22 protein-coding genes and 1 pseudogene are annotated in these 25596 nt (G+C 64.3%); 8 read left to right on the plus strand and 15 right to left on the minus strand.

Features of this window, described 5'->3' with window-relative positions:
• Positions 1 to 2: 2 nt before the first annotated feature.
• Positions 3 to 893 carry a LysR family transcriptional regulator gene (locus AB4Z43_RS01875; protein ID WP_019858614.1) on the minus strand — a complete coding sequence of 297 codons (891 nt, stop codon included), beginning with the start codon at positions 891 to 893 and terminating at the stop codon, positions 3 to 5.
• Positions 894 to 1021: 128 nt separating this feature from the next.
• Here AB4Z43_RS01875 and AB4Z43_RS01880 point away from each other — a divergent pair, with 128 nt between their 5' ends.
• Complete coding sequence (locus AB4Z43_RS01880) at positions 1022 to 2482, plus strand: MFS transporter (protein ID WP_441935605.1); 1461 nt, start codon at positions 1022 to 1024, stop codon at positions 2480 to 2482.
• Between the two features lie 192 nt (positions 2483 to 2674).
• Here the strand turns inward: AB4Z43_RS01880 and AB4Z43_RS01885 are convergent, their stop codons facing one another.
• The 3 genes from AB4Z43_RS01885 to AB4Z43_RS01895 all read right to left on the minus strand — a co-directional run bounded on the left by AB4Z43_RS01885 (position 2675) and on the right by AB4Z43_RS01895 (position 5255).
• Positions 2675 to 3172: a MaoC family dehydratase gene (locus AB4Z43_RS01885; RefSeq protein ID WP_019858617.1), complete on the minus strand. Its 498-nt coding sequence runs from the start codon at positions 3170 to 3172 to the stop codon at positions 2675 to 2677.
• A gap of 258 nt (positions 3173 to 3430) precedes the next feature.
• Entirely contained in the window at positions 3431 to 3859 is a 429-nt protein-coding gene (locus AB4Z43_RS01890) for a phasin family protein (protein WP_027046931.1), read from the minus strand.
• A gap of 100 nt (positions 3860 to 3959) precedes the next feature.
• Complete coding sequence (locus tag AB4Z43_RS01895) at positions 3960 to 5255, minus strand: DUF445 domain-containing protein (RefSeq protein WP_019858620.1); 1296 nt, start codon at positions 5253 to 5255, stop codon at positions 3960 to 3962.
• 299 nt (positions 5256 to 5554) lie between these two features.
• Between AB4Z43_RS01895 and rirA the strand changes: the two genes are divergently transcribed.
• Positions 5555 to 6016: an iron-responsive transcriptional regulator RirA gene (gene rirA / locus AB4Z43_RS01900; RefSeq protein ID WP_019858621.1), complete on the plus strand. Its 462-nt coding sequence runs from the start codon at positions 5555 to 5557 to the stop codon at positions 6014 to 6016.
• A 154-nt stretch (positions 6017 to 6170) separates the two neighbouring features.
• Here rirA and AB4Z43_RS01905 read toward each other — a convergent pair whose 3' ends face one another.
• From AB4Z43_RS01905 to hemP, 5 genes are read right to left on the minus strand one after another with little or no spacing between them, the layout of a single operon-like run.
• Positions 6171 to 6962, minus strand: a complete 792-nt coding sequence (locus AB4Z43_RS01905) for a heme ABC transporter ATP-binding protein (RefSeq protein ID WP_441935608.1) — start codon at positions 6960 to 6962, stop codon at positions 6171 to 6173.
• A gap of 16 nt (positions 6963 to 6978) precedes the next feature.
• Entirely contained in the window at positions 6979 to 8082 is a 1104-nt protein-coding gene (locus tag AB4Z43_RS01910) for a FecCD family ABC transporter permease (protein ID WP_019858624.1), read from the minus strand.
• Positions 8083 to 8093: 11 nt separating this feature from the next.
• Positions 8094 to 8996, minus strand: a complete 903-nt coding sequence (locus AB4Z43_RS01915; RefSeq protein WP_019858625.1) for a heme/hemin ABC transporter substrate-binding protein — start codon at positions 8994 to 8996, stop codon at positions 8094 to 8096.
• Positions 8997 to 9007: 11 nt separating this feature from the next.
• Entirely contained in the window at positions 9008 to 10069 is a 1062-nt protein-coding gene (locus AB4Z43_RS01920) for a hemin-degrading factor (RefSeq protein WP_441935611.1), read from the minus strand.
• Positions 10070 to 10091: 22 nt separating this feature from the next.
• The gene (hemP, locus tag AB4Z43_RS01925; RefSeq protein WP_038647321.1) at positions 10092 to 10298 is read right to left on the minus strand and encodes a hemin uptake protein HemP; all 207 of its coding nucleotides are present in this window, start codon (positions 10296 to 10298) and stop codon (positions 10092 to 10094) included.
• Between the two features lie 200 nt (positions 10299 to 10498).
• Here hemP and AB4Z43_RS01930 point away from each other — a divergent pair, with 200 nt between their 5' ends.
• The 4 genes and pseudogenes from AB4Z43_RS01930 to AB4Z43_RS01945 all read left to right on the plus strand — a co-directional run bounded on the left by AB4Z43_RS01930 (position 10499) and on the right by AB4Z43_RS01945 (position 14639).
• Positions 10499 to 12688, plus strand: a complete 2190-nt coding sequence (locus AB4Z43_RS01930) for a TonB-dependent hemoglobin/transferrin/lactoferrin family receptor (protein ID WP_441935613.1) — start codon at positions 10499 to 10501, stop codon at positions 12686 to 12688.
• Positions 12689 to 12692: 4 nt separating this feature from the next.
• A pseudogene (locus AB4Z43_RS01935) lies at positions 12693 to 13137 on the plus strand (hypothetical protein).
• 98 nt (positions 13138 to 13235) lie between these two features.
• On the plus strand, positions 13236 to 14267 hold the full coding sequence (locus AB4Z43_RS01940; RefSeq protein ID WP_441935615.1) for a TonB family protein: 1032 nt from the start codon (positions 13236 to 13238) through the stop codon (positions 14265 to 14267).
• A gap of 57 nt (positions 14268 to 14324) precedes the next feature.
• On the plus strand, positions 14325 to 14639 hold the full coding sequence (locus tag AB4Z43_RS01945; RefSeq protein ID WP_019858631.1) for an antibiotic biosynthesis monooxygenase family protein: 315 nt from the start codon (positions 14325 to 14327) through the stop codon (positions 14637 to 14639).
• A 12-nt stretch (positions 14640 to 14651) separates the two neighbouring features.
• Here the strand turns inward: AB4Z43_RS01945 and putA are convergent, their stop codons facing one another.
• Entirely contained in the window at positions 14652 to 18260 is a 3609-nt protein-coding gene (putA, locus tag AB4Z43_RS01950; protein ID WP_441935618.1) for a bifunctional proline dehydrogenase/L-glutamate gamma-semialdehyde dehydrogenase PutA, read from the minus strand.
• A 163-nt stretch (positions 18261 to 18423) separates the two neighbouring features.
• Here putA and AB4Z43_RS01955 point away from each other — a divergent pair, with 163 nt between their 5' ends.
• A complete protein-coding gene (locus AB4Z43_RS01955) occupies positions 18424 to 18876 on the plus strand; it encodes an Lrp/AsnC family transcriptional regulator (RefSeq protein WP_027046935.1) in 453 nt (150 codons plus the stop codon).
• Between the two features lie 57 nt (positions 18877 to 18933).
• On the opposite strand, the gene AB4Z43_RS01960 is transcribed toward AB4Z43_RS01955, so the two are convergent.
• Together AB4Z43_RS01960 and AB4Z43_RS01965 are read right to left on the minus strand one after the other, a co-directional pair.
• Entirely contained in the window at positions 18934 to 20133 is a 1200-nt protein-coding gene (locus AB4Z43_RS01960; RefSeq protein ID WP_019858634.1) for a cytochrome-c peroxidase, read from the minus strand.
• 7 nt (positions 20134 to 20140) lie between these two features.
• Entirely contained in the window at positions 20141 to 20590 is a 450-nt protein-coding gene (locus tag AB4Z43_RS01965) for a FixH family protein (RefSeq protein WP_027046936.1), read from the minus strand.
• 151 nt (positions 20591 to 20741) lie between these two features.
• Here AB4Z43_RS01965 and AB4Z43_RS01970 point away from each other — a divergent pair, with 151 nt between their 5' ends.
• Positions 20742 to 21662 (plus strand): sugar kinase, encoded by a 921-nt coding sequence (locus AB4Z43_RS01970; RefSeq protein WP_441935620.1) that lies wholly within the window; start codon positions 20742 to 20744, stop codon positions 21660 to 21662.
• A 165-nt stretch (positions 21663 to 21827) separates the two neighbouring features.
• Here AB4Z43_RS01970 and AB4Z43_RS01975 read toward each other — a convergent pair whose 3' ends face one another.
• The 3 genes from AB4Z43_RS01975 to AB4Z43_RS01985 form a co-directional block, all read right to left on the minus strand.
• On the minus strand, positions 21828 to 22850 hold the full coding sequence (locus AB4Z43_RS01975) for an aldose epimerase family protein (protein WP_441935622.1): 1023 nt from the start codon (positions 22848 to 22850) through the stop codon (positions 21828 to 21830).
• Between the two features lie 91 nt (positions 22851 to 22941).
• A complete protein-coding gene (locus tag AB4Z43_RS01980; RefSeq protein ID WP_019858638.1) occupies positions 22942 to 24399 on the minus strand; it encodes an NAD-dependent succinate-semialdehyde dehydrogenase in 1458 nt (485 codons plus the stop codon).
• A gap of 201 nt (positions 24400 to 24600) precedes the next feature.
• Positions 24601 to 25551: an AEC family transporter gene (locus tag AB4Z43_RS01985; protein ID WP_202359787.1), complete on the minus strand. Its 951-nt coding sequence runs from the start codon at positions 25549 to 25551 to the stop codon at positions 24601 to 24603.
• Positions 25552 to 25596 lie beyond the last annotated feature (45 nt).

A 25596-nucleotide genomic window follows, 5' to 3' on the forward strand; every position in this document is an offset into this window, starting at 1 on the left:
TCTCAGCGACTTGCACAGACCTCCCGCACGCAGTCACGCAACCAACGTTGCGCCGGGTCGGCATCGAGGCGCGGATGCCAGAGCATCGAAATGGTGACTTCCACCGTAGTGACCGGCAGCGGAAAACTGTGCATGCCGGCGCGCGCGCCGGCCGTGTGCCGCTCGGGCACGCTGGCGATCAGTTCCGAAGCGCGCGCCATGGCGAGCGCGGCCGAGAAACCCGAGACCATGCACACCACCGTCCGCTGCAGGCCAAGCCCGCCCAGCGCCTCGTCGATCGGTCCCTTCTCGCGGCCGCGCCGCGAAACACTGATGTGCCGGCCCGCCGCATAGCGCTCGGGCGTCACTGCGCCTTCGCTCAAGGGATGGCCTGATCGGACAGCGCCGATGAAGCGGTCGCGAAACAGCGCCTGGATGCGCACTTCGGGTCCGGTTTCGCCGGCGACGCCGATTTCCAGGTCGATCGCCGCCTCGCGCAGCGACATCACATCCTTGTCGGACTTCGGCGCGAAACGCAGCCGCACGCCAGGCGCTTCGGCCCCGATGCGGGCAACAAGACGAGGCCCGAACTCCTCGACGAACCCGTCGTTGGTGCGCAGCGTGAACACCCTGTCCAGGCTTGAAAGATCAAGCAATTCGGCTGGGCGCAGCAGCGCCTCCGCGTCCTGGACGACAGGACCGACTTGGCGGCGCAACTCCTCCGCGCGCGGCGTCGCCACCAGGCCGCGGCCGGCCCGCACCAGCAGAGGATCGCCCGTTGCCTCGCGCAGCCGCGCCAGCGTCCGGCTCATCGCCGAGGGGCTGAGCCGCAGACGGCGTGCTGCGCGGGCCACGCTGCCTTCCGCCAGCAGCACGTCGAGAGCAAAGAGCAGATTGAGATCGGGCGTCGTCATTTGCGGATCCTAGCATGATATGGCGTCTTATGCACTGATATGATGCAAATGCTGCGCCTTCCGCCATATCAGCTGCGAGACTAGATCACCATTGGCTCCGCTTTCGGAGCGAACGGAAAGGAGATCGCATGGCAGTCGCCGCGCAAAATCAGGTTGGACTGGTGTCCGCTCCGCAACAGAACCAATCGATCGCCTGGGCGCTGGCAAGCCTGTCGCTCGCCACGCTGTTGTCGTCGCTGGGAACCAGCATTGCCAGCGTCGGGCTGCCCTCGCTGATGCAGACGTTCGGAGCGTCGTTCCAGGCCGTGCAATGGGTGGTTCTGGCCTATCTCCTCGCCATCACCACGTTGATCGTCAGCGCCGGGCGGCTGGCTGACATGTTCGGGCGCCGGCCGTTGCTGCTCGGCGGCATCGCGCTGTTCACATCGGCATCGGTGCTCTGCGGCCTGGCGCCGACGCTGTGGCTGCTGATTGCCGCACGCGCCGCGCAGGGGCTGGGCGCGGCGCTGATGATGGCGCTGACGCTGGCCTTTGTCGCGGAGACGGTGAGCAAGGAACGGACCGGCAGCGCCATGGGTCTGCTCGGCGCCATGTCGGCGATCGGCACGACGCTAGGCCCTTCGCTCGGCGGCCTGCTGATCGCCGGCCTCGGCTGGCGCGCGATTTTCCTGGTCAATGTCCCGCTGGGCCTGCTGACCTTCGCCCTCGCCTGGCGTGCCTTGCCAGCCGGTAACAAGAACGCGCAGGCCGCTCAAGGCAAGTTCGATGCGATGGGCACTGTCCTGTTGGCGCTGACGCTGGCCGCCTATGCATTGGCCATGACGCTTGGCCGGGGCCATTTCGGTGCGCTCAACATCGGCCTGCTGGCCGCTACCGCTCTCGGCATCGGTCTATTCGCCGTCGCCCAGAAACGGGTGAAGAACCCATTGGTCCAACTCGCCAGCTTCCGGGATCAGCGGCTCAGCGCCAGCCTGGTCATGAGCCTGATCGTCGCCACGGTGATGATGGCGACCCTGGTGGTCGCGCCGTTCTATCTGTCGCGCGGACTAGGGCTCGATGCCGCGATGGTCGGCCTGGTGCTTTCGACCGGGCCGCTTGTGTCGGCCCTGTCGGCGCTGCTGGCCGGGCGGCTCTCCGATCGCTTTGGAGCCCACAGGATGATGGTCGCAGGCTTGCTCAGCCTCGCCACGGGCACATTCCTCCTGTCGCTTGCGCTGACCGGACTCGGCATTGCCAGCTATGCCGTTCCCATCACCGTCACCTGTTTCGGTTACGCCCTGTTCCAGACTTCCAACAATGCGGCCGTCATGAGCGGTATCGGCGCCGGCGAACGCGGCGTCATATCAGGCCTGCTCAATTTGTCGCGCAATCTCGGCCTCGTCACCGGCGCATCGGTGATGGGCGCCATATTCGCGGTTGCATCGGCCGGTGCCCGACAAGGAACAGGACAGGATGTTCTGAGTTCCGCCGCAGCCGCCCGTGGCATGCAGGTCACCTTCGAGACGGCAACGGCGCTGGCGCTGGTGGCATTGCTGCTCGCGCTGCTCTCGGCCCGTGTCGCAGGTCGCGTGGAGTCCGTAGTTTCATGAGGCACGATCTGCTTGGCGATGGAAGCGTAATGTCCGTCAGATGCCGCGCAGAGACTGTTTCGAAATTCGCTCTGGCGAGTCATATGGTGGTGGTTTCGAGAACCGGAGCGCAGCGGACTTTTGGTCCGTGAGCACCGGAAGCGCAGAAAACGCCATCAGATGGCCGCCAGAGTAGAATTTCCAAGCAGGCTCTCAGGCCCCTGCCCGTTTGCGGCGCTCATAGAGCATGACCAGCGTTTCCGCCGTCAGCGCCGGCTTTTCCTCGCCTTCGATTTCGACGGTATTGGCTGCCTTCATCAGATATTGGCCGGGCCCCCTGTCTTCCATGGAAAGCAGGACCGTACGCAGCCTGATGCGGGCGCCGACCCTCACGGGCGCCAGGAAACGCACCTTGTCGAAGCCATAGTTGAAGGCGGCCTGGGTGTTTTCCGGCACGATGCCCATGCCGAGCGCCAGCGCGCCGATGATCGACAGCGTCAGATAGCCATGCGCGATCGTGGTGCGGAACGGGCTTTGTCGCCGCGCGCGTTCAGGGTCGACATGGATCCATTGGTGGTCGCCGGTGCATTCGGCGAACTGGTTGATACGGTCCTGATCGACCGTGGTCCATTCCGAGACGCCGAGCTCCTGCCCGGACATCGTTCTCAACTGCTCATAGGTCGGCGGCGTTTTAGGCCGTATTTCGTTCATTCCTGCTTTCCCGATCGCTTGCCGTGCCTCCGGACCACGAACGGATGGCCCCTGTCAATTCACCCCTTGTGAATCGGTTCCGTCGAACTCCGGCTGAACCGTGCCATGCCTTGCCGCGCAATGGCAGGCCGAATTCGGATTTTCGCACCTTCCAGGGGCGCCGACGCTTATAACGTGGCGCGAATGCAACTATGCGCAGGGTTGCGAAACTGCAAACCGGCATGTCCCGCCGAAGACGAAACGACAGGCCGCGGAAGCCTATTTCTGCCCGTAGCCGGCGCGGATTTCCTCCATCGCCTCCTTGATGCGTGCACGCAGGATTTCGATCGATTCGGTTCCGGATTTGCGAGCCAGTTCAGCCACTTCACCGGCATTCTTAAGCGCCGCCTCGAACGATTTCCGGGCAAACTCCGTCTGCTTGGTCATCAGTTCCTGCGGATTGCCCGGCGCGCGGTAGCTCTGCGCCATGTCGGCGATTTCGCGCAGTGTGTCCTGCAGCAGTTCACGCTGCCTCGACAACAGCGAGGTCGCGCCGGCGGCGCCGGCTCGCGCCGATTTCTCCAACGCTTCGAGGTTCTTGCGGTGATGGGCAAGGATCGCCTCGACATCGACATTGGGCACCTTCAGGTCGCGGCCGAACCTGCCGAACATGTCCATGAAGGAATCGGATTCCGGTTGTTTTGCCATGATGTCTCCCCTTAGCCGCAAATGCGGATACCCTCGCCGAGAGCATAGCACTCGGCTGCCGTGTGTCCATTTCGAAGACGGGCCTGACGATCAATGCGCATCAATTGACCGGGAGCAGCAGCTCGATCGTGTAGAGGACGATACCCGCCAGCCCGCCGATGATCATGCCGTTGAAGCGGATATATTGCAGGTCCCGGCCGATGTTCATCTCGATCAGCCGCGTCAGTTGCGCCAGGTCCCAGCGTTTGACCTGATCGGCGATGAATTTCGACACACCGCTCTTCTGGCTTTCGACGAAGGAGGCCAGCGCCACGACGAACCCCTGGTTCATGTCGGCCCGGATCTGCGCATCGCCGGCGAGATGGCGGCCGACCTCGACGAACATGTTGGCGAGATGCGCCCGGATCACCGAATTCGGCGCCTTGGCATCCTGCTCGATGAACAGGCTGAGGCTCTGCCACATGTCGCCGGCCAGCGCCCTGACTTCAGGTCGGGCGAGGAAATCATGCTTCATCTTCTCGGCACGCTTTGCATATTGCCTGGACGTCCGCAGTCGCTCGACGAAGCCTTGCGCAAAACGATCGAACTCGGCGCGCATCGGGTGGTCGGGATCGGCGCGCACCTCGTCGAGCAAGGAACCCGCCGAGGCGACGATCTTCTTCAGGAGATAGGCATCGGCCCTGAACAGGTTGAACAGCGACGGCAGCTCCTCGCGGATCTTCTCGCGCATCGTCGCCAGCGCCTGTTCGTCGTTGAGGAAGCGGCCGACCACCTTGATGAACTCGTCGAACAGTTTTTGATGACGGCGGTCATCGGTAAGCGCCGACAGCAGTTCCGCCGCCAGCGGCGCCAGCGGCACCTTTTCGATCTGCTCGAGCATGCGGCTGGTGACGAAGCCGCGCAGGCCGGACTGCTCGACCGCGGCAAGTGTCTGCGGCACCAGCCGAACGACGAAGCGCGACAGGCCGGCGGCGCGTTCGGCATCGGTCAGCCAATCGGCGACGAGTGCCGCAAAATCGACCTCGGCAAGCTTTTCCCGCACCGGCTCAGGCGCCAGGAAATTGGCCTCGATGAAGCGGCCGAGATTGTCGGCGATACGATTCTGGTTTTCCGGGATGATGGCGGTATGCGGGATCGGCAGCCCGAGCGGGCGCCTGAACAACGCCACCACCGCGTACCAGTCGGCAAGACCGCCAATGGTCGCCGCCTCGGCGAAGGCGGCGACGAACCCCAGCCACGGATAGGTGCTTTGGAACGACTTGGCCAAGGCGAACACCAGCACGCAAAGCCCCAGCGCCGCCGTGGCGATGAATTTGGTGCGGCGCAACGCCGAGAGCTTGACGGCCGCGTCAGCATCGAAACGGACAGGCGCCAGGGACGGAGCCGATTGTGACATGGATGAACTGCTCCTCGTCGATCTCTGGTCGATCTCTGGTCGATCTCGGGCCTATCTAGGGTTTCATCAGCCGGAATGCCCGTTGTGGCCGGTTTTCCCAGCGTTTTGCCGGGCTGCGCACATAAAGTTGACGAGAATATTCATCTATGATGCCTGGCTAGTCTGGAATTGTTCCAAGGTATAGGCCATATTCGGATCGAGGCCAGCGCGGCGAATCCGAAGCTCCGGGATCAGAGCCGCGGCGGCTAAGTTCAGGAATCCGGCGTGGTTGCACCGCGCCGGCGCGTAGTGAGGACGAAATGCGGCTTACACGCCAGACCAATTATGCCATGCGCATCCTGATGTACTGTGCCGCCAACAATGACCGGTTGAGCCGCATTCCCGAAATCGCGGCCGCCTATTCGGTGTCGGAACTGTTCCTGTTCAAGATCCTGCAGCCGCTGGTCGAGAATGGACTGGTCGAGACGGTGCGCGGCCGGAATGGCGGCGTCAGGCTTGGCCGCGCGGCTGAGGCGATCAGCCTCTTCGACGTCGTGCGCGTTACCGAGGAAAGCTTCGCCATGGCCGAATGCTTCGAGAACGATGCCGCCGAATGCCCGCTGGTCGACAGCTGCGCGCTGAATTCGGCGCTGCGCGAGGCCCTCAACGCCTTCTTCGCCGTGCTCGCCCGCTACACGATCGCGGACATGGTGGCGGCAAGGCCGAACGTGCGCAACCTGCTCGGCATCGACATGCTGGAGCGCCGCGCCCCGGCCGCGTGAGCAAGTCTCCCCGCGTCTGGGTAGGTCTGTTGAGATTCAGGTCAGGCCGAGTCGAGAACGGCGGGTTCCGAGAACCGGAACGGAGCGTACGTTTGGGGACGTGAGTACCGGAAGTGCACGAAACCGCCATTCGCAGGCCGGCCTCACCTGAATATCAATAGACCGCTGATTGAGGCAACACGAACGGCATGTTGCCGACCGGCAGCACGCCGACCCTGAGCCCGCAATCGAACACTTTTTCGATCAGCTCATCGCTCAGCACGTCCTGTGGTGAACCGGTGGCCACGAGCCGGCCGCGATGCATGACGAAGATCCGGTCGGCATACATGGCTGTCAGATTGAGGTCGTGTAGGATGGCGACCACGCCCCCGCCCCTTTTGGCAAAATCACGGGCGATGTTCATGATGATCAGCTGATGCTTGATGTCGAGGCTGGAAACCGGCTCGTCGAGGAACAGGTAGCGCGGCTTGCCGTCGAGCACCGGCGCCCAGACCTGGCACAGCACGCGCGCAAGCTGGACGCGCTGCTGCTCGCCGCCCGAAAGCTCCTGGTAGAAACGTCCGGCAAAACCGTCGAGGTCAACGCGCGCCAGCGCCCGCTCCGGCAGCCGCGCATCCTCGCCCGGCAAGGCGCCGGAGCGCCCGCCGACAAGGCCAAGCTTGACCACCTCGCGCACGGTGAACGGGAAAGACAGCGTCGTCGCCTGCGGCAGCACCGCGCGATGCACCGCCATCTCGGCCGGCCTCATCGATGAAAGGTTATGGCCGTTGAGCGCGATGCGCCCGGTGTAGGCGAACTCGCCCGACAAAGCCTTCAGGAAGGTCGTCTTGCCCGAACCGTTAGGACCGACGATGGCCGCGACTTCGCCGGGCCGGGCGTCGAAATCGACACCGCCGACGATGCGCTTGCCGGCGATATCGACGGAAACATCCCTTGCCTCGATCATCAACGCCTCATAGGTCTCAGAGATCGACCACGCCGCGCTTGCGCAGCAGGATCCACAGGAAGAACGGCGCGCCCGCGATCGCGGTGACGATGCCGATCGGCAATTCGGCCGGCGCCACGACGGTTCGTGCAACGGCATCGGCCAACAGCAGCAGCGAGGCACCGAGCAGCGCCGAGGCAGGCAGCAGATAGCGATTGTCCGGACCGATCAGCAGCCGCAGCAGATGCGGCACGACGATGCCGACAAAGCCGATGCCGCCGCTGACCGCGACGGAGGCGCCGACCGCCGCCGAGACACCGATGATCGCCGTGTATTTCAGCCGCTGCACCGGTATGCCGAGATGGCCGGCGGTCGCCTCGCCCAGCGCCAGCGCATTGAGGCCGCGCGCCAGGAAAGGCATCGCCCCTAGCGCCAGTATAATGATCGGCCCGACTGAACCGATCTTCGCCCATGTCGCGCCGCCCAGCGATCCGAGTGACCAGAATGTCAGGTCGCGCAGCTGGCGATCGTCGGCCATGAAGATGAGGATGCCCGTCAACGCCATGGCAAGGGCTGCCAGCGCGATGCCGGCGAGCAGCATGGTGGCGACCGAGGTTTGGCCACGTCGCGTCGCGACCTGATAAAGCACCAGGGTCGAGGCAAGGCCACCGAAGAAAGCCGCCAGCGGCAGCGCAAGCGTGCCGAGCAAGGCCGTCACCGGCGCCAGCACCGTGATGCCGAGCACGATGATGGCCACCGCGCCGAGGCTGGAGCCGGCGGAAACGCCGATCAGGCCGGGATCGGCCAGCGGATTGCGAAACAGCCCCTGCATGACGGCGCCCGAGACCGCGAGCGCCGCACCGACCAGCATGCCGAGGATGATGCGCGGCAAACGGATGTCGTAGATGATCAGGCTGTCACGGGTGCTCAGCGCCGCATCGCTCGGAATGGCCCCAAGCAGCCAGTCCCCGAGGACGCTGACGGCCGAAGCATCTGATGCCCCCGACGTGAGCGACAAAGATATGGCGGCCGCGAGCCCGAGGCACAGCAACAGGATGACGATGCGGGCGCGGCCCGAGCGGTCGCCTTCGGATGCATTCGCCATCACCTTCACCGGGCCGGCGATCGATTGATCGACCATGATCCGCCCGCTCAGTCCGTGACTTCAGCGCCATAGAGCGAGACGGCGAGGTCGTGAATGGCGTCGGCGGTGCGCGGCCCGAAGCCGAGCAGATAGCCGCCATCGATGCGGATCAGCTTGCGCGCGACCCCTGCCGGCGTCGAGGCAACAGACGGGTTGCCGAACAATTCGTCGTCCGACACTGGCGGCCCGGCATTGCTCATCATCAGGATCACGTCGGGCCTGGCGGTGATGATTGCCTCGTCGGACATCTGCTTGTAGCCGGAGAAACCGTCGACGGCGTTGACTCCGCCCGCCAGCTTGACCATGCCGTCGGCTGCGGTTTCGCTGCCGGCCGCCAGGATCTTGCCGCCCTGTACCGACAGCACGAACAGAATGCGCTTGCGCTCCTTGATCGACGCCGTCTGCTTTTCGGCTGATATCAGCTTGGCATCGAGTTCCTTGGCCAGCACCTCGGCCTTGGCATCGACGCCAAGCGCCTTGCCGACGATGCGGACCTTCTCGAGGATGCCGTCGTGGCTATAATGTTCAGGCACCTCGATGAAGGGGATGCTGGCCTTCTTCAGCACGTCGACGGCTTCCTTGGGGCCACTGCCGTGCAGCGCCAGGATGCCGGTCGGATTGACCGACAGCACGCCTTCCGGCGACAGCGCGCGCATATAGCCGACATCGGGCAAGGCGAGCGCCGCTTTCGGATAATTGCTGGTGGAATCGCGCGCCACCAGATGTTTCTCCTCGCCAAGCGCATAGACGATTTCGGTGATCGAACCGCCTATGGCGGCGATCTTCGACGGATCGGAGAAGACCGAGACGCCCTCGGCGGCGCCGGCCGGCTGCAGCGCGGCAACGGAAAGGCCGACGATCGGCGCAAGCATCGATAGGCGCATCGCCGGCAGGGTCGGGAAAAACCGCATCACACTGTTCCTCACGCTGCCGTCGGGCTCGGAATACGCGGCAGGTTCTCGGCCAGGAACCGCCAATCGTCGCGCTCGCTTTCGCCTTCATGGCGCTTGCCGAAGAACTGGATGATCATCTCGCCTTCGGCGCCAAAGACCTCGAGCGATGTGACATGGCCATCCTTGGTCGGCTTGCGCACCGCCCAGACTTCATGGATGTGGTCGGTGCGCAAATGCAGGTGGAAGGTTTCATCCAGCACATTGATCCACGGCCCCATCGGCTTGATCGACTTGACCGGTCCGGAATGGATCTGGATGCAGCCGCGGTTGCCGACGAAGCACATGATCGGCAGTTCGCCTTCGGCGGCGTGATGAAACATGGCGCGGACCGCGTCATTGTCGAGCAGCCAGGCATAGTCCGTTCCGATCATGCGCACCGCCTGACGGCGGCTGAGCTTGAGCGTTTTCAGCATGCCGAAGAACTGGTGCACGTCGGTCAGCCGGCTCCAGCGGTCGCGCAGATCGTCAAGGTTGGCGGTCGTCGCCGTGGCCTCGCCCTCATTATCGGAGGCATGCCCGGAGATGGCGATCGTCGGTTCCTGGTTGGACGATTCCAGCGAAGCGACCAGCTTTTGGTAGGCATAGAGGCTGGAGGCCGGCCGCAGATGCACCTTGTGCACCGCCTCGCCCGCCCCGTCGAAGAACTGCAGGCTGCGGCGGATCTCGTCGCCGTCGCGCTTCTCCACGGCAAAGCCATGCGCCCAGACCTTCGGGAAGATGCGCAGGTCGATATTCTCGCCAAGCACCATGGCATTGTGGTTGCCGGCAACGACCTTGTCGTAGACGCCAATCTTTTCGTGAACGGCGCTTTCGTTGCGGGTCAGCGCCATCACCTCGCCGACCGCCTCGAGCCCGGTCAAGAGGTCGTTGACGCGCGGTTCGATGCGAACGACGCCGTCGCCGCAATGCGCGGCGACCAACTCGGCTTCCGAAATGCCGAGTTGGGCGGCCAGGTCACGCTCCCGCGATTTCGGATATTCTGTCCGTGCCCGACGGATTTCATGCGGGGCGGGTTTTACGCGCTGGTCCATGTCTTACCCCTACTGCCTTGCCTTACTTGTTGAGAATGAGCTTGCCCTGCCGGGTGATCTTCAGCCGGTAGAGTGCGCCATGATGCTCGATGCCGATCTCGTGCTCGCCCTGGAACAGCGTGTTGCTGGAGAGCGTTCGCACCGCCAGCGGGATCCGATCGAAGCGGCTGGAGGCATCATCGGAACGGCGGACGCGATAGCGAAAATCGTTGGGATTGTGCGTGTTCATCTGGGTCGATCCCTTTCCTGTGCCGGGCACCTGGCTAGGCATTGCGAAATTGCCGATTCATTTCTTGACTTGAATAATCATGTTTACTAGTCAGTGCAATACCGGAGTAAACGAGTCAACATTTAAGACGCCGGACACGATGAAAAATGCCAGCGAGCCCCAGGCCAGCCAGCACGAAACCTGGAATCTGGAGTTGGGGCATGGGGTTTTTGAACTGGCAACTGCGCGGCCGGTCGGCGGCGAACGGTGTGGCGGCCTTGTTGGCGAGCGTGGCGGCGATCGCCCTGTCGGCACCATCGGCGCATGCACAACAGGCAACGCAGCCGGCGGGCAAGCAGACGGATCAGTCGCAGCAGGCTGACCAGGAAAAAGCTGCCCCTGCGGGCGCAACGCTGCTCGACAAGATTTTGGTTATCAGCCGCACCGGCGAAACAGCGATCGAATCACTGGCCTCGGCCAGCCATGTCGACCAGGAGCAACTCGCCCGCCGCATGGCGACGACGCCGAACGAGATGCTGCTGGGTGTGCCCGGTGTCGCGACACAGGCCGACGCCAGACGCGTCAGCACCAGTATCAACATTCGCGGCCTCCAGGATTTCGGCCGCGTCGCGGTCATCGTCGATGGCGCACGCCAGGATTTCCAGCGTTCGGACCATGGCACCCAGTCGACCTTCTACATCGACCCCGAACTCGTCAAATCCGTCGATGTGATCCGTGGTCCGGTCGCCAACACCTATGGATCGGGCGCCATCGGCGGCGTCATCTTCTTCGACACCAAGGACGCCGCGGACTTCCTCAAGCCGGAGGAAACATGGGGGGCTTCGGTAACCGGACGCTATGAGAGCAACGGCAAGGGCTGGACCACCAGCGCCACCGGCGCCTACCGTTTCAACGAGAACTGGGACACACTCGGCAACATCGTCTACCGCAACTACGACAACTACAAGGATGGCGGCGGCGACACCGTCAACGGCACCGGCTTCGACGTGCTGAGCGGCCTGCTCAAGACCAGCATCCGGCCGACCGAGAACAGCGAGTTGAAGCTGGGCTGGGTCGGCTCAAGCGACGGCTGGGACGAAACCAGCGGCGGCGTGCCGGTCAACGACGTCGACCTGAAGTCGAACACGTTCACCGCCCGTTACAACATCACGGACGAGGACAAGAGCTGGCTCGATCTCCACATCAACACCTCGTACAACAAGACCAATCTCGACCTGACCAGCCTTGTCCCGCAAAAACGGTTTGATCCCATAACGGGTCTTCCCACTGTCCTGCCGGCGGGGTCGCAATCGACTTTCGACGTCGGCACCACGGGTATCGACATCTGGAACACATCGCGCTTCGAAACAGGTGGCATCGCCCACGAATTGACCTTTGGCGGCGACTGGGTCGGCGACGATGTGAAGACGGGCGGTACGGCCGGCGGCGACAGTTTCTACACGCCTTCGGGCAAGCGCAACGTGTCCGGCGCCTATGTCCAGGACAAGCTCACCTGGGACTGGCTCGAAGTCATCGCCGGACTGCGCTACGACAATTACAGCCTGAAGGACAGCACGCGCGAGACCTCGGGCGACCGGCTGTCGCCGCGCATCACCGTCGGCGTCTCGCCGTTCGAAAGCGCCGGCCTTGCCGGCCTGCAATTCTACGGCACCTACGCCGAAGGCTATCGGTCGCCGTCGCTGACGGAGACGCTGATCAGCGGCAACCACCCGGCGGGCGTCACCTTCCCGTTCCTGCCCAATCCCAATCTGCGGCCTGAGACCGGCAAGACGACGGAATTCGGCATCAACTACAGGCAGAACGACATCTTCGAATCCGGTGACGCGCTTCGCGTCAAGGCGGCCTACTTCCACAACAATGTCGATGATTATATCGATGGCGTGACCCTGTCGCCGTTCGCTCCAGGCAGCGGCTGCCCGTTCGGGCCCGGCATTCCGATCTGCTTCCAGTATCAGAATTTCGCCCAGGCCAAGATCGACGGCTTTGAGCTGGAAGGCGTCTACGACGCCGGATGGGGCTATGCCGGGCTTTCGGCCTCGATCACCAATGGCCACACCATTTCCTACAAGGGTGTGGAAGCCGATCTCGCCACCATCCCGTCCTCCCAGGTCACCGCCCAGCTCGGGCTGCGCTTCCTCGAGAACAAGCTGACCGTTGGTGGTGAGGTTCAGTACAATGGCAAACCAAAGGGCAATGCGGTGGCCGAGGACTACACGCTGGTCAATGCCTTCGCCACCTACCAGGCGACAGACAATCTGAAGGTCGATTTCCGCGCCGACAATCTGTTCGACGTCAAATACGCCAACCCGCTGAACGGCAGCACGACAGTCGCGGTCTATGAGCCGGGCATAACGCTGAAACTGGCGGCAACAATGCGATTTGGAGGCTGATGGCATGGCGAGCTTGACGACATCCCTTCGTCTGCTGCCCTCGACGTTGGCGATGTCGCTTGCGATGGTTTCGGCGTGGGCTGAAGGGGCCCGCGCCGGCCCCCGCGCTGACCCTGGAGCTCGATGCCGCGCAACCCTCCGACAAGGGCTGCCGGCTGACCTTCCTGGTCAACAACAATCTCGGTGCCGACCTCTCCAAGGCGGCTTTCGAGATCGCCCTGTTCAACGAGGCCGGCGTTGTCGACCGGCTGACCGTGCTCGATTTCAAGGACCTGACGGCAGGCAAGACCAAGGTGACCCGCTTTGATCTCGCCGGCACCGATTGCACCAAGGTCAGCCGCGTGCTGATCAACAGCGCGACCGAATGCGCAGGCGCCGGCGTCGAACCGGCCGCCTGCATGCGCAGGCTGAAGACGGACACCAAGACCGGCATCGCCTTCGGCGTCTGAGAACGGCTTTGGGACTGCACCCCGCATTCACAGCAAATACCGTTGCCTGGCCGCTGGCCGGCCACGGATCGCTGACGCCAGGGGCAAACGATCTTGATTTGACTTTTGCCCGCTGGCCGCTGCAATTTCCGGCCCGCGACATGCAGGAAATCAGTCCCCTCCCCGACGCTGGCAGCGAGCTGGCGATAGCGCCGGCCGAGCCGCTTGCAGCCGCGCGGCCGGCGGCCCGATGGCCGATTGCCCTCGTCGTCTCCGGCCTGCTTCACGCCGCCATGGCGGCATTCTTTCTTATCTCGCCCGCCGGCACATTCGATTCCAGGAATGCGGAGCAACCGGAAGGCAGCGATCACGCAGGCGACAAGGTGGCCGGCACCGCTTTGGACAAGGATCCGGCAGCAATCAATGTCACGCTGGAGCCCAAACCGCAGCCGACCAAACCGGAGCCGGCGGCCAGACCGGTGCCGCCGACAAAACCCTCGCAGCCCGAGCAGGAAGCTGCAAAGCAAACTCCCCAACCCATCCCGGAAGCAGCCAAGCCGCCGCCCAAACCTTTGCCGGAAGCTGTCAAACAGCCTGCGGCAACACCGGACATACTGGTGGCGGCGACCCCGCACCCTGATGACCAGAGTTTGGCTGCCAGGGCCGAAACACCGGCACAGCCGAGCGTCCAGGCCGAGACCGCTGAGATGCCTGTCGCCGTTCCCGAGCAACCGCCGATCCCCAGCGCCAGGCCAACTCCGGCCGCCGCCCCTGCAAAAGCAGCGGATGAGAAGCGCGGCACGGCAGATGGGCAGGATCGGCTGGCTCAGGCAGCCAGCAAGGGCAGAAGGCAGAACGAGGCGGGGGCCGCCACTGAGTCCAGCTACCGAAGCGACGTCATCAGCAAACTTGGCCGCGTCTATCGAGCAGTGCCGCCTTCGTTGCAAGCGACGGCGCGCAGCAACACCGTTGTCACCTTCGTCATCGGCCGGCAGGGCAACATCGATGAGCTGCGTGTCGTCGAAAGCTCGGGCTCGGCAACTTTCGACCAGATCGTGCTTGGTTTCGTTCGCAAGGCGGCCCCTTTCCCTCCGATCCCACCAAAGGTCGGCAACAGTCTGGAATTCACCGGTGCGATCGGTCCGTTCTGAGAGCGGCCAACCCGCATCCTTCAATCGCAGCAGTCCACCAATTCAGAAAGGAACCCCATGTACATCGCCATGAACCGCTTCAAGGTGCAGAACGGCTCGGAAGCCGATTTCGAGGCCGTGTGGAAGAACCGCGATTCCAGCCTTGCCGAGATGAAGGGTTTTCGGGAATTCCATCTGCTGCGCGGCCCGGTCAACGAGACCGAAGGCTACACACTGTTTGCCTCGCACACGGTGTGGGCGAGCCAGGACGATTTCGTCGCCTGGACCAAGTCGGAGAATTTCCGCGCCGCGCACAGGAATGTCGGCACGACGAAGGTGCACTATCTCGGCCACCCGCAATTCGAGGGCTTTTCGGTCGTCGAGGGCGCCTGAGAATAGGCTGAACTAGGCCGCGGCAAGCAGGCTGGCATTGCCGCCCGCGGCCGTGGTGTCGACGCAGACCGCGCGCTCATGCGCATAGGCGGCCGGGTTGAGCACCTCGCTGACCAGCGGCACGATCGGGCCAGTCCTGTCGGCGATGACCTTGCGCACGATGCGCGCGGCCTCCGGCGTGCCCGAAAAGGCGACGACATCGACGCGCAGCGAGCGCGCCTCGACCGGATCGGGACGCCCATCGATAGCGGCTAGCGGCAAGCCCTTGCCGGTCAGCGCCGACAATGCGGCCGGCGCCCCTGGGGCAACGGCCAGCACCGCATTGCCGGCGGCGAGCGCCTGGATCGTCTGGGCAAGCAGCGTCTCGGCATCCGGCCCCAGGCACAACACGCGGCCGCGCGGCGACAGCGAGAGCGTGTTGGCCTCGCCGGTTGGCCCGGGCAGGTCGACCTGACCGAAATCGATGCCAGCAGCGGCGCCGATGGCAGCCGCGCCCTTGCCGCGCAAATGCTTCCTCAGGATGGCGATCCGGTCCGGGCGCGTCGACCAGCCGCCGAGGGCCGGATCGGGCAGATTGTCGGCCAGTTCGGTCGCCGTCACCTTGTGGCCATCGCCAACTTCCGTACCGGCTTCCGGCCCCTTGCGGAAACGGCGCAGATAGTGCGGGCCGCCGGCCTTCGGCCCGGTGCCGGACAGCCCCTCGCCGCCAAAGGGCTGCGAGCCGACGACGGCGCCGATCTGGTTGCGGTTGACGTAGATGTTGCCGGCATGGATGCCGTCGACGAAATGCTGGACGCGGCCTTCGATGCGGGTATGCAGGCCGAACGTCAGGCCATAGCCCTTGCGGTTGATGGCGGCGATCACCGCGTCGATCTCATCGGCGTCGAAGCTGGCGACATGCAGTACCGGCCCGAAGACTTCGCGCTCCATCTCCTCTATGCCTTTGACTCGGAAGACATGCGGTGCGACGAAGCGCCCGTCCTTCGGCGCCTCGAGCTTGGCGATCAGCCGGCCCTCGAGACCCTTCTTGGTGCAATAGTCACGGATAGAGGACTGCGCGTCATCGTCGATGACCGGACCGACATCGGTCGAAATCCGCCAGGGATCACCGATGTTGAGCGCTTCCATGGCGCCTTTCAGCATCTCCAGCATCTTCTTCTCGACGTCCTTCTGCACGTAGAGCACACGCAGCGCCGAACAGCGCTGGCCGGCACTCTGGAAGGCAGAGGCGAGGATGTCGCGCACCGCCTGCTCGGGCAGCGCGGTGGAATCGACGATCATGGCGTTCAAACCGCCGGTCTCGGCGATCAGCATGGCGTCGGGTGCCGCGGTCTCGGCCAGCTGCTTCTCGATCAGCTTGGCGACCTCGGTCGAGCCGGTGAAGCAGACGCCGGCAATGCGTGGGTCGGCGGTCAGCGGAGCGCCCACCGACAGGCCATCGCCGGGCAGCAGCTGGATGATGTCTTCCGGCACGCCGGCCTCGCGCAGCAATTCGACGGCGCGGAAGGCGATCAGCGGTGTCTGTTCGGCCGGCTTGGCGATGACCGAATTGCCGGTAACGAGTGCTGCCGCGATCTGGCCGGTGAAGATGGCGAGCGGAAAATTCCACGGCGAAATGCAGACGATCGCGCCGCGCGCCTGCGTGCCGGTCTCGGCATTGGCCGCCTCGGCGGCGTAGTAGCGCAGGAAGTCGACCGCCTCGCGCACTTCCGCCACCCCGTCGGCCAGCGATTTGCCGGCCTCGCGGGTGGCGAGCGCGAAGAACTCGACCGCATTGGCTTCGTAGAGATCGGCTGCGCGGTTGAGGATGGCGGCGCGTTCGGCAACGGGACGCTTTGCCCAGGCCGGTTGCGCTTCCACAGCGATGCGCACGGCAATCGTAACCTGCTTGGCGGCGGCCTCGTGAACCGTTCCGACCACTTCATCGGGCTTGGCCGGATTGACGACCGGGCGTGGCTTGCCATAGCCGGCAGCCCGGGTGATCGGCTTGGCGTGCCAGCGGTCCGGCCCGGCGAACGCCGCCCTGGCCTTGTCGATGGCCGCCAGCGTCACCGTGTCGGTGATGTCAAAACCTTTCGAATTGCGGCGACCGACGCCAAAAATCTGAGAAGGCCGGGCAATCGCCGGATTGGCAGCAGGACCCTGGCTTTCCACCGTCTCGAGCGGATCGCGCGCGATGTCTTCCGGCTCGACATCCTCGTCAGTCAGCTGGTGCACGAAGGAGGAGTTGGCGCCATTTTCCAGCAGGCGGCGCACCAGATAGGCCAGAAGATCGGAATGCGCGCCGACCGGTGCATAGATGCGGCAGCGCGTGCCTTCGGCCTGGCGCACGGTCTCGTGCAGCGCCTCGCCCATGCCATGCAGGCGCTGGAATTCGAAGGAATCGCGGTTCGTGGCCATCGACAGGATGGCGGCGACGGTGTGGGCGTTGTGGGTGGCGAATTGCGGGTAGATGCGGTCGGTCATGCCAAGCAGTTTCTTCGCGCAAGCCATGTAGGAAACGTCGGTGTTGGCCTTGCGGGTGAAGACGGGATAGCCGGCAAGTCCGAGCGTCTGCGCTCGCTTGATCTCGGTGTCCCAGTAGGCGCCCTTAACCAGCCGCACCATGATTGTGCGGTCGTATTTCTTCGCCAGCGCGTAGAGCCAGTCGATGACGAAGGCCGCGCGTGGCCCGTACGCTTGCACCACCACACCAAAGCCGTTCCAGCCAGCGAGTTCCGGCTCGGCCAGCACGCGCTCGATGACATCCAGCGACAAATCGAGGCGGTCGGCCTCTTCTGCGTCGATGTTGAGACCCATGCGCGAATGCCTGGCTGCGAGTGCCAGCGACAACAGCCGCTCGGCCATGACCGGCAGCATCTCTTCCTTCTGCGCCACCTCGTAGCGCGGATGCAGCGCCGAGAGCTTCACCGAGATGCCGTGGTTCTGCCTGATGTCGGGACCGTTGGAGCCGGCATCGAGCGAGGAAATCGCGTCGGCATAGGCCTTGTGGTAGCGCAGCGCGTCGGCCTCGGTGCGGGCCGCCTCGCCCAGCATGTCGAAGGAATAGAGGTAGCCCTTCTGCGTCATCGGCCGGCCGCGCTTGACGGCTTCCGCGATGGTGCGGCCGAGCACGAACTGTTCGCCCATCTCGCGCATGGCGGCGGCCACCGCCTTGCGGATGACCGGCTCGCCCAGCCTGCGCACCATGGAGCGCAGCGTGCCTTCGATACCGCCCTCGCCCTCGTCAAGGACACGGCCGGTCAGCATCAGCGCCCAGGTCGAGGCGTTGACGAAGATCGAGCTCGATCCGCCGGAATGCGCCGACCAGTCATGCGGCGCGATCTTGTCGGCGATCAGATCGTCCATCGTCTCGGTGTCGGGCACGCGCAGCAACGCCTCGGCCAGGCACATCAGCGCCACGCCCTCCTTGGTGGAGAGGCCGTAGGCCGAGAGGAAAACCTCCATCAGCCGGGGATCGGACGAGCCGCGCACCGCCCGCACCAGATCGGCGGCTCGCGCTGAGATCGCATCGCGATCCCCAGCCGAAAGCCCTGTCGCCTCGGCCAGCCGCTTCACGGCCTCGTCTTCGTCGGGAAGATAGTTGGCGCGGATCTGCTGGCGGATGGTGTCGAGCGGCATGGCGGGTCCCGTGGAACGAGCATCAGGGAGCGGGCCGGCGGTCACCGGACCGAATGGCGCAAGCTAGCACAGGCGCGGATTTCAGTCGGTCCAAAGAAATCGACGAGATAGTCCGATCGATCTATCGTTGTGCCAGTTCCTTAGAGATTGTACTGTGATTTTGATGACAGAAGACCAATTGGACCGCATCGACCGAAACATCCTGTCGGCGCTAGCGGGCAATGGCCGGCTTTCCATGTCGGAACTCGCCGCCAAGGTCGGTCTTTCGAAGACGCCGGTGCAGGCGCGGGTCAAGCGGCTGGAGAAGGACGGATACATCAGGGGCTATCAGGCGATCATCGACCGTGAGCGCATGGGCGAAGGCCATGTCGCCTTCGTCCAGGTGAAACTGTCCGACACCCGTTCCGCCGCGCTCGACGCTTTCAACCGATCGGTGCAGGCCGTGCCGGAGATCGAGCAATGTCACATGATGGCGTCGAGCTTCGACTACCTGCTCAAGGTCCGCACCCGCGACATCGCTGCCTACCGCCGCGTGCTCGGCGAGCGCATCTCGGCGCTCCCCCATGTCGCCCAGACCTCGACCTTCGTGGCGATGGAGACGGTGAAGGATCGCTGACCGTGATCCCGAAAAGTGGATGCCGGTTTTCGGACAAGATCATGGTCAAACAAGAGCCTACTCCGACAGCGTCTTCAAAAACGCCACCAGCGCTGCGCGTTCGCGGTCCGACAGCTGCAGCGGGTGGATCTCGGTTGTCCCCTCCACGCTCGGCGCCGCCTTGGCGTAGTGCGCCACCACCTCGTCGAGCGACGAAAACTGCCCTGCATGCATATAGGGCGGCCGCGTGGCCACGCCGCGCAGCGACGGTGTCTTGTAAGCCCGGATCAGCTGCGGCCCATCCTTGACCATGAAGCGCAGTTCCCCGCAGGCGCTGACGTCCCCGTCGCGATAGGCGCCAAAACAGTTGAACGGATCGGCTTCGACCTGTGCCACCGCATCGACGCGCCCCCGGTCCGGCGGCAGGTCTGTGACGGGTGGCACGCCAGTGTTGTGAAAACCGTTGTCGGTGAAGCGCGGGCCATTGTGGCAGGTCACGCAATTGGCTTTGCCGATGAACAGTTTCAGCCCGAGGATTTCTTCCCGCGTGAAGACGGCATCGCTCTTCGGCTCGGCGCCGGTGGCAAGGTCCAGGGCAAAGCGATCGAAGCGCGTCTGCGCCGGCTCGATCGAGCGTTCGAAGGCCGCGATCGCCTTGCCGATATTGGCGTAAACGCGGTTGATGGCGTCGCGCTGCGCATCGCTCATCGCGTTCCAGGCAGCCCTTTCGGCATCGTTGCCAAGCGGGCTGGCATTCAGCGGAATGCCGGCAAAATCGGGCAGCGGCCCGAAAATGCGCTCATAGCGCTCGCCGAAGCGTGCCTTGATGTAGTGCGCGTAGGCAGTACGGTTTCCTGCCTGCTCCAGAGGGTTTTCCAGCGGCGTCAGCGCTTGTGCCCACAGGCTGTCGCGGCGGCCGTCCCAGAAGAACCACGGATCGCGCGCCACGCCGGCCAGTGGCATGGTGCGCCGGTTGGTATGGCCGACGCCGACCGCTTGCGGCAGGTCGTCCTGGAACTGGCGGTCTATCTTGTGGCAGGTCGAGCACGACACCGTGCCGTCGCGGCTCATGCCAAGATCGAAGAACAGCGTCGAGCCAAGGGCGGCGGCGGCCGGCACGTCGGCGAAGCGATTGGTGGTGTCGGGCTTCAGCGACGGCAGCGTGTTCAACGCCAGCGAGGCTATGGTCTTCTTCTCCGCGTCGGAAAAATCCGGCTTGCCGCAGCCGACGAGGATGACGGCGACCATCAGCGCCAGAAAGCAGAAAAGGCGCTTCATCGATCGCTCACAGCACCACGTTGAACAGCACTGTATCGGAGCCGGCGCCCGACGAGATGGCGAACCGAAGTTGCCACCAGCCGCTCATCGTGAATTTCAGCCCCTCGATGCGGTAGCGGCCATCGCCGAGATAGTCGGTCACCTGCGGGCTGGTCGGCAGGCCGTGATTGTGTTGCGGCATGCCGCCGGAGATGGCGATCGCGGCGCGCTCCACCGAAGCCCCCGTCTTTGTTTTCAGCGTCAGCAGCCAGGATTCCAGTTCGCCCTGCCGCACCACGCCCCGTTCCGGTACGAAGCTCGCCATGTACAGCCCGTTGTCGGTTTTCTTCGTCCGCGAGACATCCGGGCCGACCATCTGCGCCGATTGCGGCGCGGTCAGATAGACGACCGCAAGAACGCCGACCAGCAGAGCAGCCAGACCAAGACCCGCCAAGAGATAACGCCATATCGATGCCAAACCGGTTCCTCTTCTGCGGATAACGCTCGGCCGGGTGGATCGCGTCCCGCCAGCCTGTGGGAAAACGCTGTGGCGCAAAAAAGCCTGCTTGCCAAGCATGGCGCTGCCGCCGGCAAAAAGCTACAGCACCGAAATCACTGGAGGATTGCAGATGGCGGGAAACGGCGTCGCCTCGATCGGCGAATGCATGCTCGAACTGTCGGGCCAGACCGGCCCGAACTGGCGCATGGGTTTTGCCGGCGACACGTTCAACACGCTGTGGGCGCTGCATGCGTTGAGCGCAGACCGGCCGGCAACCTATGTCTCGGCCTTCGGCGACGACCCCTTTTCGCAAGGCCAGATCGGCTTCTTCGCCGAAAACGGCATCGGCATCGGCTCCAGCCCGGTGATACCAGGTGCGCGGCCCGGCCTCTACGCGATCACGCTGACAGGCGCCGAGCGCTCCTTCACCTACTGGCGCGGCGACGCCGCCGCCCGACAGCTCGCCTCGGATCCCGCCGCACTGTCGAAAAACATTGAAAATCAGGCGCTTGTGTATTTTTCCGGAATCACTTTGGCAATTCTGGACGATGCCTCGCGCAAAACACTGCTGGAAGCCGTGACCAAGGCGCGCGCCGCTGGCTCGCTGATCGCCTTCGATCCCAATTATCGGCCACGGCTTTGGCGCAACCGCGAAAGCGCGCAGGCAGCGATCGTCGAGGCACTCGGCGTCACCGACATCGCTCTGCCGACCTTCCCCGACGAGCAGATGCTGTTTGGTGATGAGACACCGCGGGCGACCGCCGAGCGGCTTGGACAATGGGTCGGCGAAGTCATCGTCAAGAACGGCGAACAGCCGGCGCTGATTGCCGAGAGCGGAACATTGCACGACGTGCCGGCGATCCATGTCGCGGCCCCCGTCGACACCACCGGCGCCGGCGATTCCTTCAATGGCGGCTATCTCGCGGCGCGTCTTGCCGGCCATGGCCCGCGCGAAGCGGCAAGCCGGGCGCATCGCGTCGCTGCCGCCGTGGTCCAGGTTCGCGGCGCCCTGGCGCCGTTCGAGACGCTACGGGCGGCGTTCGACAGCTGAGGTCTGTTGAGATTCAGGTCAGGCCGAGTCGAAAATGGCTGATACCGAGAACCGGAGCGGAGCGTACTTTTCGTACGTGAGCCCAGTTCTACTGCGACGCAGTAGAACGTGGAAGCGCAGGTATCAGCCATTTGCAGGCCGGCATCACCTGAATATCAACAGACCTCAAGGCAGGCGGAAACGGTATTCCGTCACATGGTGATAAATTGCACCCGGCCATAGCGTCGCCTGCGGGAAATACGGCCGGTTCGGCGCATCCGGCCAGATCTGCGGCTCCAGGCAGAAGGCGGAAAAGGCCTTGTAGTCCCGCCCGTCCAGCCCCTTGCGCGGCGTCACATACTGGCCGGTGTAGAGCTGGACGCCTGGCTCCGTGGTCCAGACCTCCATCTCGACGCCGGAACTCGCCCCTTGCGTCCATGCCGCTTGCCGCAGCGGCCCGCGCGCCGAGGCGAGGCAGAAGTTCTGGTCGTAGGGCAGCTGCTCGCCCTCGGTTTCCATGCGCAGCGGCCGCGCCTGGCGGAAATCGAAGGGCGTGCCGTCGACCGGCTTGACCACGCCGGTCGGGATCATGTCGCTGTCGACCGGCAGATAGGCGCCGGCGTTCAGCATCATCCTGTGGTCGAGAATGTCGCCGGCGCCGCCGTCGTCCAGGTTGAAATAGGAGTGCTGGGTGAGATTGCACAGCGTCGGCTCCTCGCAGGTCGCCGTCAGCTCGACGCTCAGCGTACCGGGGATCTTCAGCCGGTAGGTGCAGGTGACGTCGAGCGCGCCGGGAAAGCCCATCGCTCCGTCGGGATCGTGCAGCGTCAGCGTGACGAAGTCCCGGCCATGCAGCGAAACCGCCCACGGCCGATGCGAATAGCCCTGTGAGCCGCCATGCAGCGTATGCTTGCCGAGGAAATTTCGCTCGGTCTGGTAGCGGTTGCCGTTAATGGTGAAGCGGCCGTCGCGGATGCGGTTGGCATAGCGGCCGACCACCGCGCCGAAGAAGGCGTTGTCGGCCTCGTAGGCTTCCAGCGTGTCGTAGCCGAGCACTAGCGGCGCATCATGGCCGGTCAGGCGCAAATCCTGGATGATGGCGCCGAGCCCGATGATGTTGGCGGTGAGGCCACCGCCCCTGATGGTGAAGCGGCGCACCGGCTCGCCTGCCTGCGTCGTGCCGAAAACCTCGCCGTCCTTCATTGCCATGCCCGCAAACGTCAGTTGATCCAAAGGATTTCGGCAGGTTTTCTCAACCCGAGGTCGGCGGGCTAGGCCCGTCGACCTCGGGGATAAGGTATCAGAGGCCGAGGCCGCCGATACAGACATATTTGGTATCGAGGTAATCCTCGATGCCCTGATGTCCGCCTTCTTTGCCGAGGCCCGATTCCTTGACGCCGCCGAACGGCGCCTCCGGCGTGGTGATCAGGCCTTCATTTACACCGACCATGCCGTATTTCAGCCCCTCCATGACGCGGAAGGCGCGGCCGAGATCGCCGGTGTAGAAATAGCAGGCAAGGCCGAATTCGGTGTCGTTGGCGAGCGCGATGGCTTCCGCTTCGGTCTCAAACTTGAACACCGGGGCGACCGGGCCAAAGATCTCTTCCTTCATGAAGCGCATCTTGGGCGTCGCATCGGCGATGACCGTCGGCTGGAAGAACGAACCGCCCAGCGCATGACGCTTGCCGCCGGCGACGATCTTGCCGCCTTTCGAGGTTGCGTCTGCGATCAGCTCTTCCACCTTCTCGACCGCCTTCTCGTCGATCAGCGGTCCCTGCTGCACGCCTTCCTCGAGGCCGGAACCGACCTTCAGCCCGTTGCTGGCCACAGCCAGCTTCTCGACGAACCTGTCATAGACGCCGGCCTGGACGAGGAAGCGGTTGGTGCAGACGCAGGTCTGGCCCGAATTGCGGTACTTGGCGGTGATGGCGCCGGCGACGGCACGGTCGATATCGGCGTCGTCGAAGACGATGAACGGCGCGTTGCCGCCAAGCTCCATCGACACCTTCTTCACGGTGACCGACGACTTCTGGATGAGAAGCTTGCCGACTTCGGTCGATCCGGTGAAAGTGATCTTGGACACCAGCGGATTGGCGCAGATCTCGTCGCCGATCTCGCTGGCCGAACCGGTCAGGATGTTGACGACGCCTTTGGGGAAGCCGACTTCCTCGGCAAGCGCGCCCCAGGCGAGGCCTGAGTAAGGCGTCTGCGAGGCGGGCTTCACCACGGCGGTGCAGCCGGCGGCGAGCGCGGGACCGAGCTTGCGGGCCAGCATCGAGGACGGGAAATTCCACGGCGTGATGGCGGCGATGACGCCGACCGGTTCCTTGGTCACCAGGATGCGGCGGTCCGCCCATGGCGAGGGCACGACGTCGCCATAGGTGCGGCGGCCTTCCTCGGCGAACCACAGAATGTAGGCCGCGGCCGAACCGATCTCGCCCTTCGATTCGAACAGTGACTTGCCCTGCTCGATGGTCAAGAGCTCGGCGAGCACGTCCTGATTGTCCATCATCGCATCGTGCAGCTTGCGCAAGAGCTTCGAACGCTCGAGCGCGGTCGTCTTGCGCCAGGTCTTGAAGGCGGCGTCCGCGGCCTCGATGGCGCGGCGGGTCTCGGCCTTGCCCGACTTCGGCACGGTGCCGATCTTGAGGCCGGTGGCGGGGTTGTTGACGTCGACCGTCTGGCCGCTGTCGGCCTGCACCCATTCGCCGTTGATGAGATTGGCCTGCCGCATGAAATGGCTGGTTTTCTGAAGCATGGTCTATCCTCCGTTCGGCGCACTGACGGGCCGGTCTGTGAAATCTTCGGTGAGCGTGCGCCATGAATTGAAGCCGGCACGCCGGAGCCACTGCTCTTTACCTAGGGCAAGGCCCGCAAGCAATCGCAAGATGGCATATAGGGGTTGGGCCAGCCCGGGACGAGAGCAAGCTTTGCCGCCTCGCCTCGATTTGCGCATGGTCTAGCCGAAGACATGCAGGACAATCGTCAGCCAGAAAGCCGTGGTGACGGCGGCAGAGGCGGTGGCGATGGTCATCTGGTTCGATGCCAGCGCCTGGCCCGTGTTGAACTGTACCGCGATGAGATAGGAGTTGATGCCCGACGGCAGGGCCGCCACCACGACCGCCACCTTGGCGGTCAGGGGCGGCAGGCCGAGCAGCCAGACGAAGGCGAGAACCAGCGCCGGCATCAGGAACAATTTCAGCGCCGAAAGCGCCAGCGCCGGCCGGACATTGCCGGAGATGCCGAAGCGGCGCAGGCTGAGCCCCATGGCAAACAGCGCCACCGGCCCTGCCGTGTTGGCCAGCGCATCGACCAGCCGCATGACGAGGCTGGGCAGCGGCACGCCGCTCAGCCGCCATGCCAGGCCGAGCAGGATACCGATGATCAGCGGATTGATGAACATCCGCCGCAAGAAGCTGCGCAGCACCCGCTGCGGATGCACATGTTCGCCACCGCCCCGGCCGAACATCTCGAACAGCACGATCGAGGCCATCATCATGACCGGCAGGTGCACCGAGACCAGCAGCGACAGCACTTCGAAGCCGCTCGGGCCGAATATGCCAAGGATGAACGGAGCGCCCAGCAGCACGACATTGGAATAGGCCGACGACACGCCGCCGACGACACCGGCGCGCGCGTCGCGCCCGAATATCCGCGTGGTGACGAGATGGCCGGCGGCCCAGGTGATTGCCGCCGCCGTGAAATAAGCGCCCCACAACGGCCACGGCGCGACGCCGTGGAAATCGGCCTTCACCATGGTCTGGAACAGAAGCAGCGGCATCGCCACCGAGACCGCGAAATCCGATATCCCCTCGCCGCTCGCCGGTCTGAGATAGCCGGTCAACCCGGCGATATAGCCGAGCGCGACCAGGCTGAAGACGAAAAGCACGGTTTCTGTAAGCAGAGACATTTTTCAGGGATAGGCGAGCCACGCGCGCGGCGCAATCGCGCCCGA

The sequence above is a fragment of the Mesorhizobium sp. 2RAF45 genome (assembly GCF_052115225.1).
Classification (GTDB): domain Bacteria; phylum Pseudomonadota; class Alphaproteobacteria; order Rhizobiales; family Rhizobiaceae; genus Mesorhizobium; species Mesorhizobium jarvisii.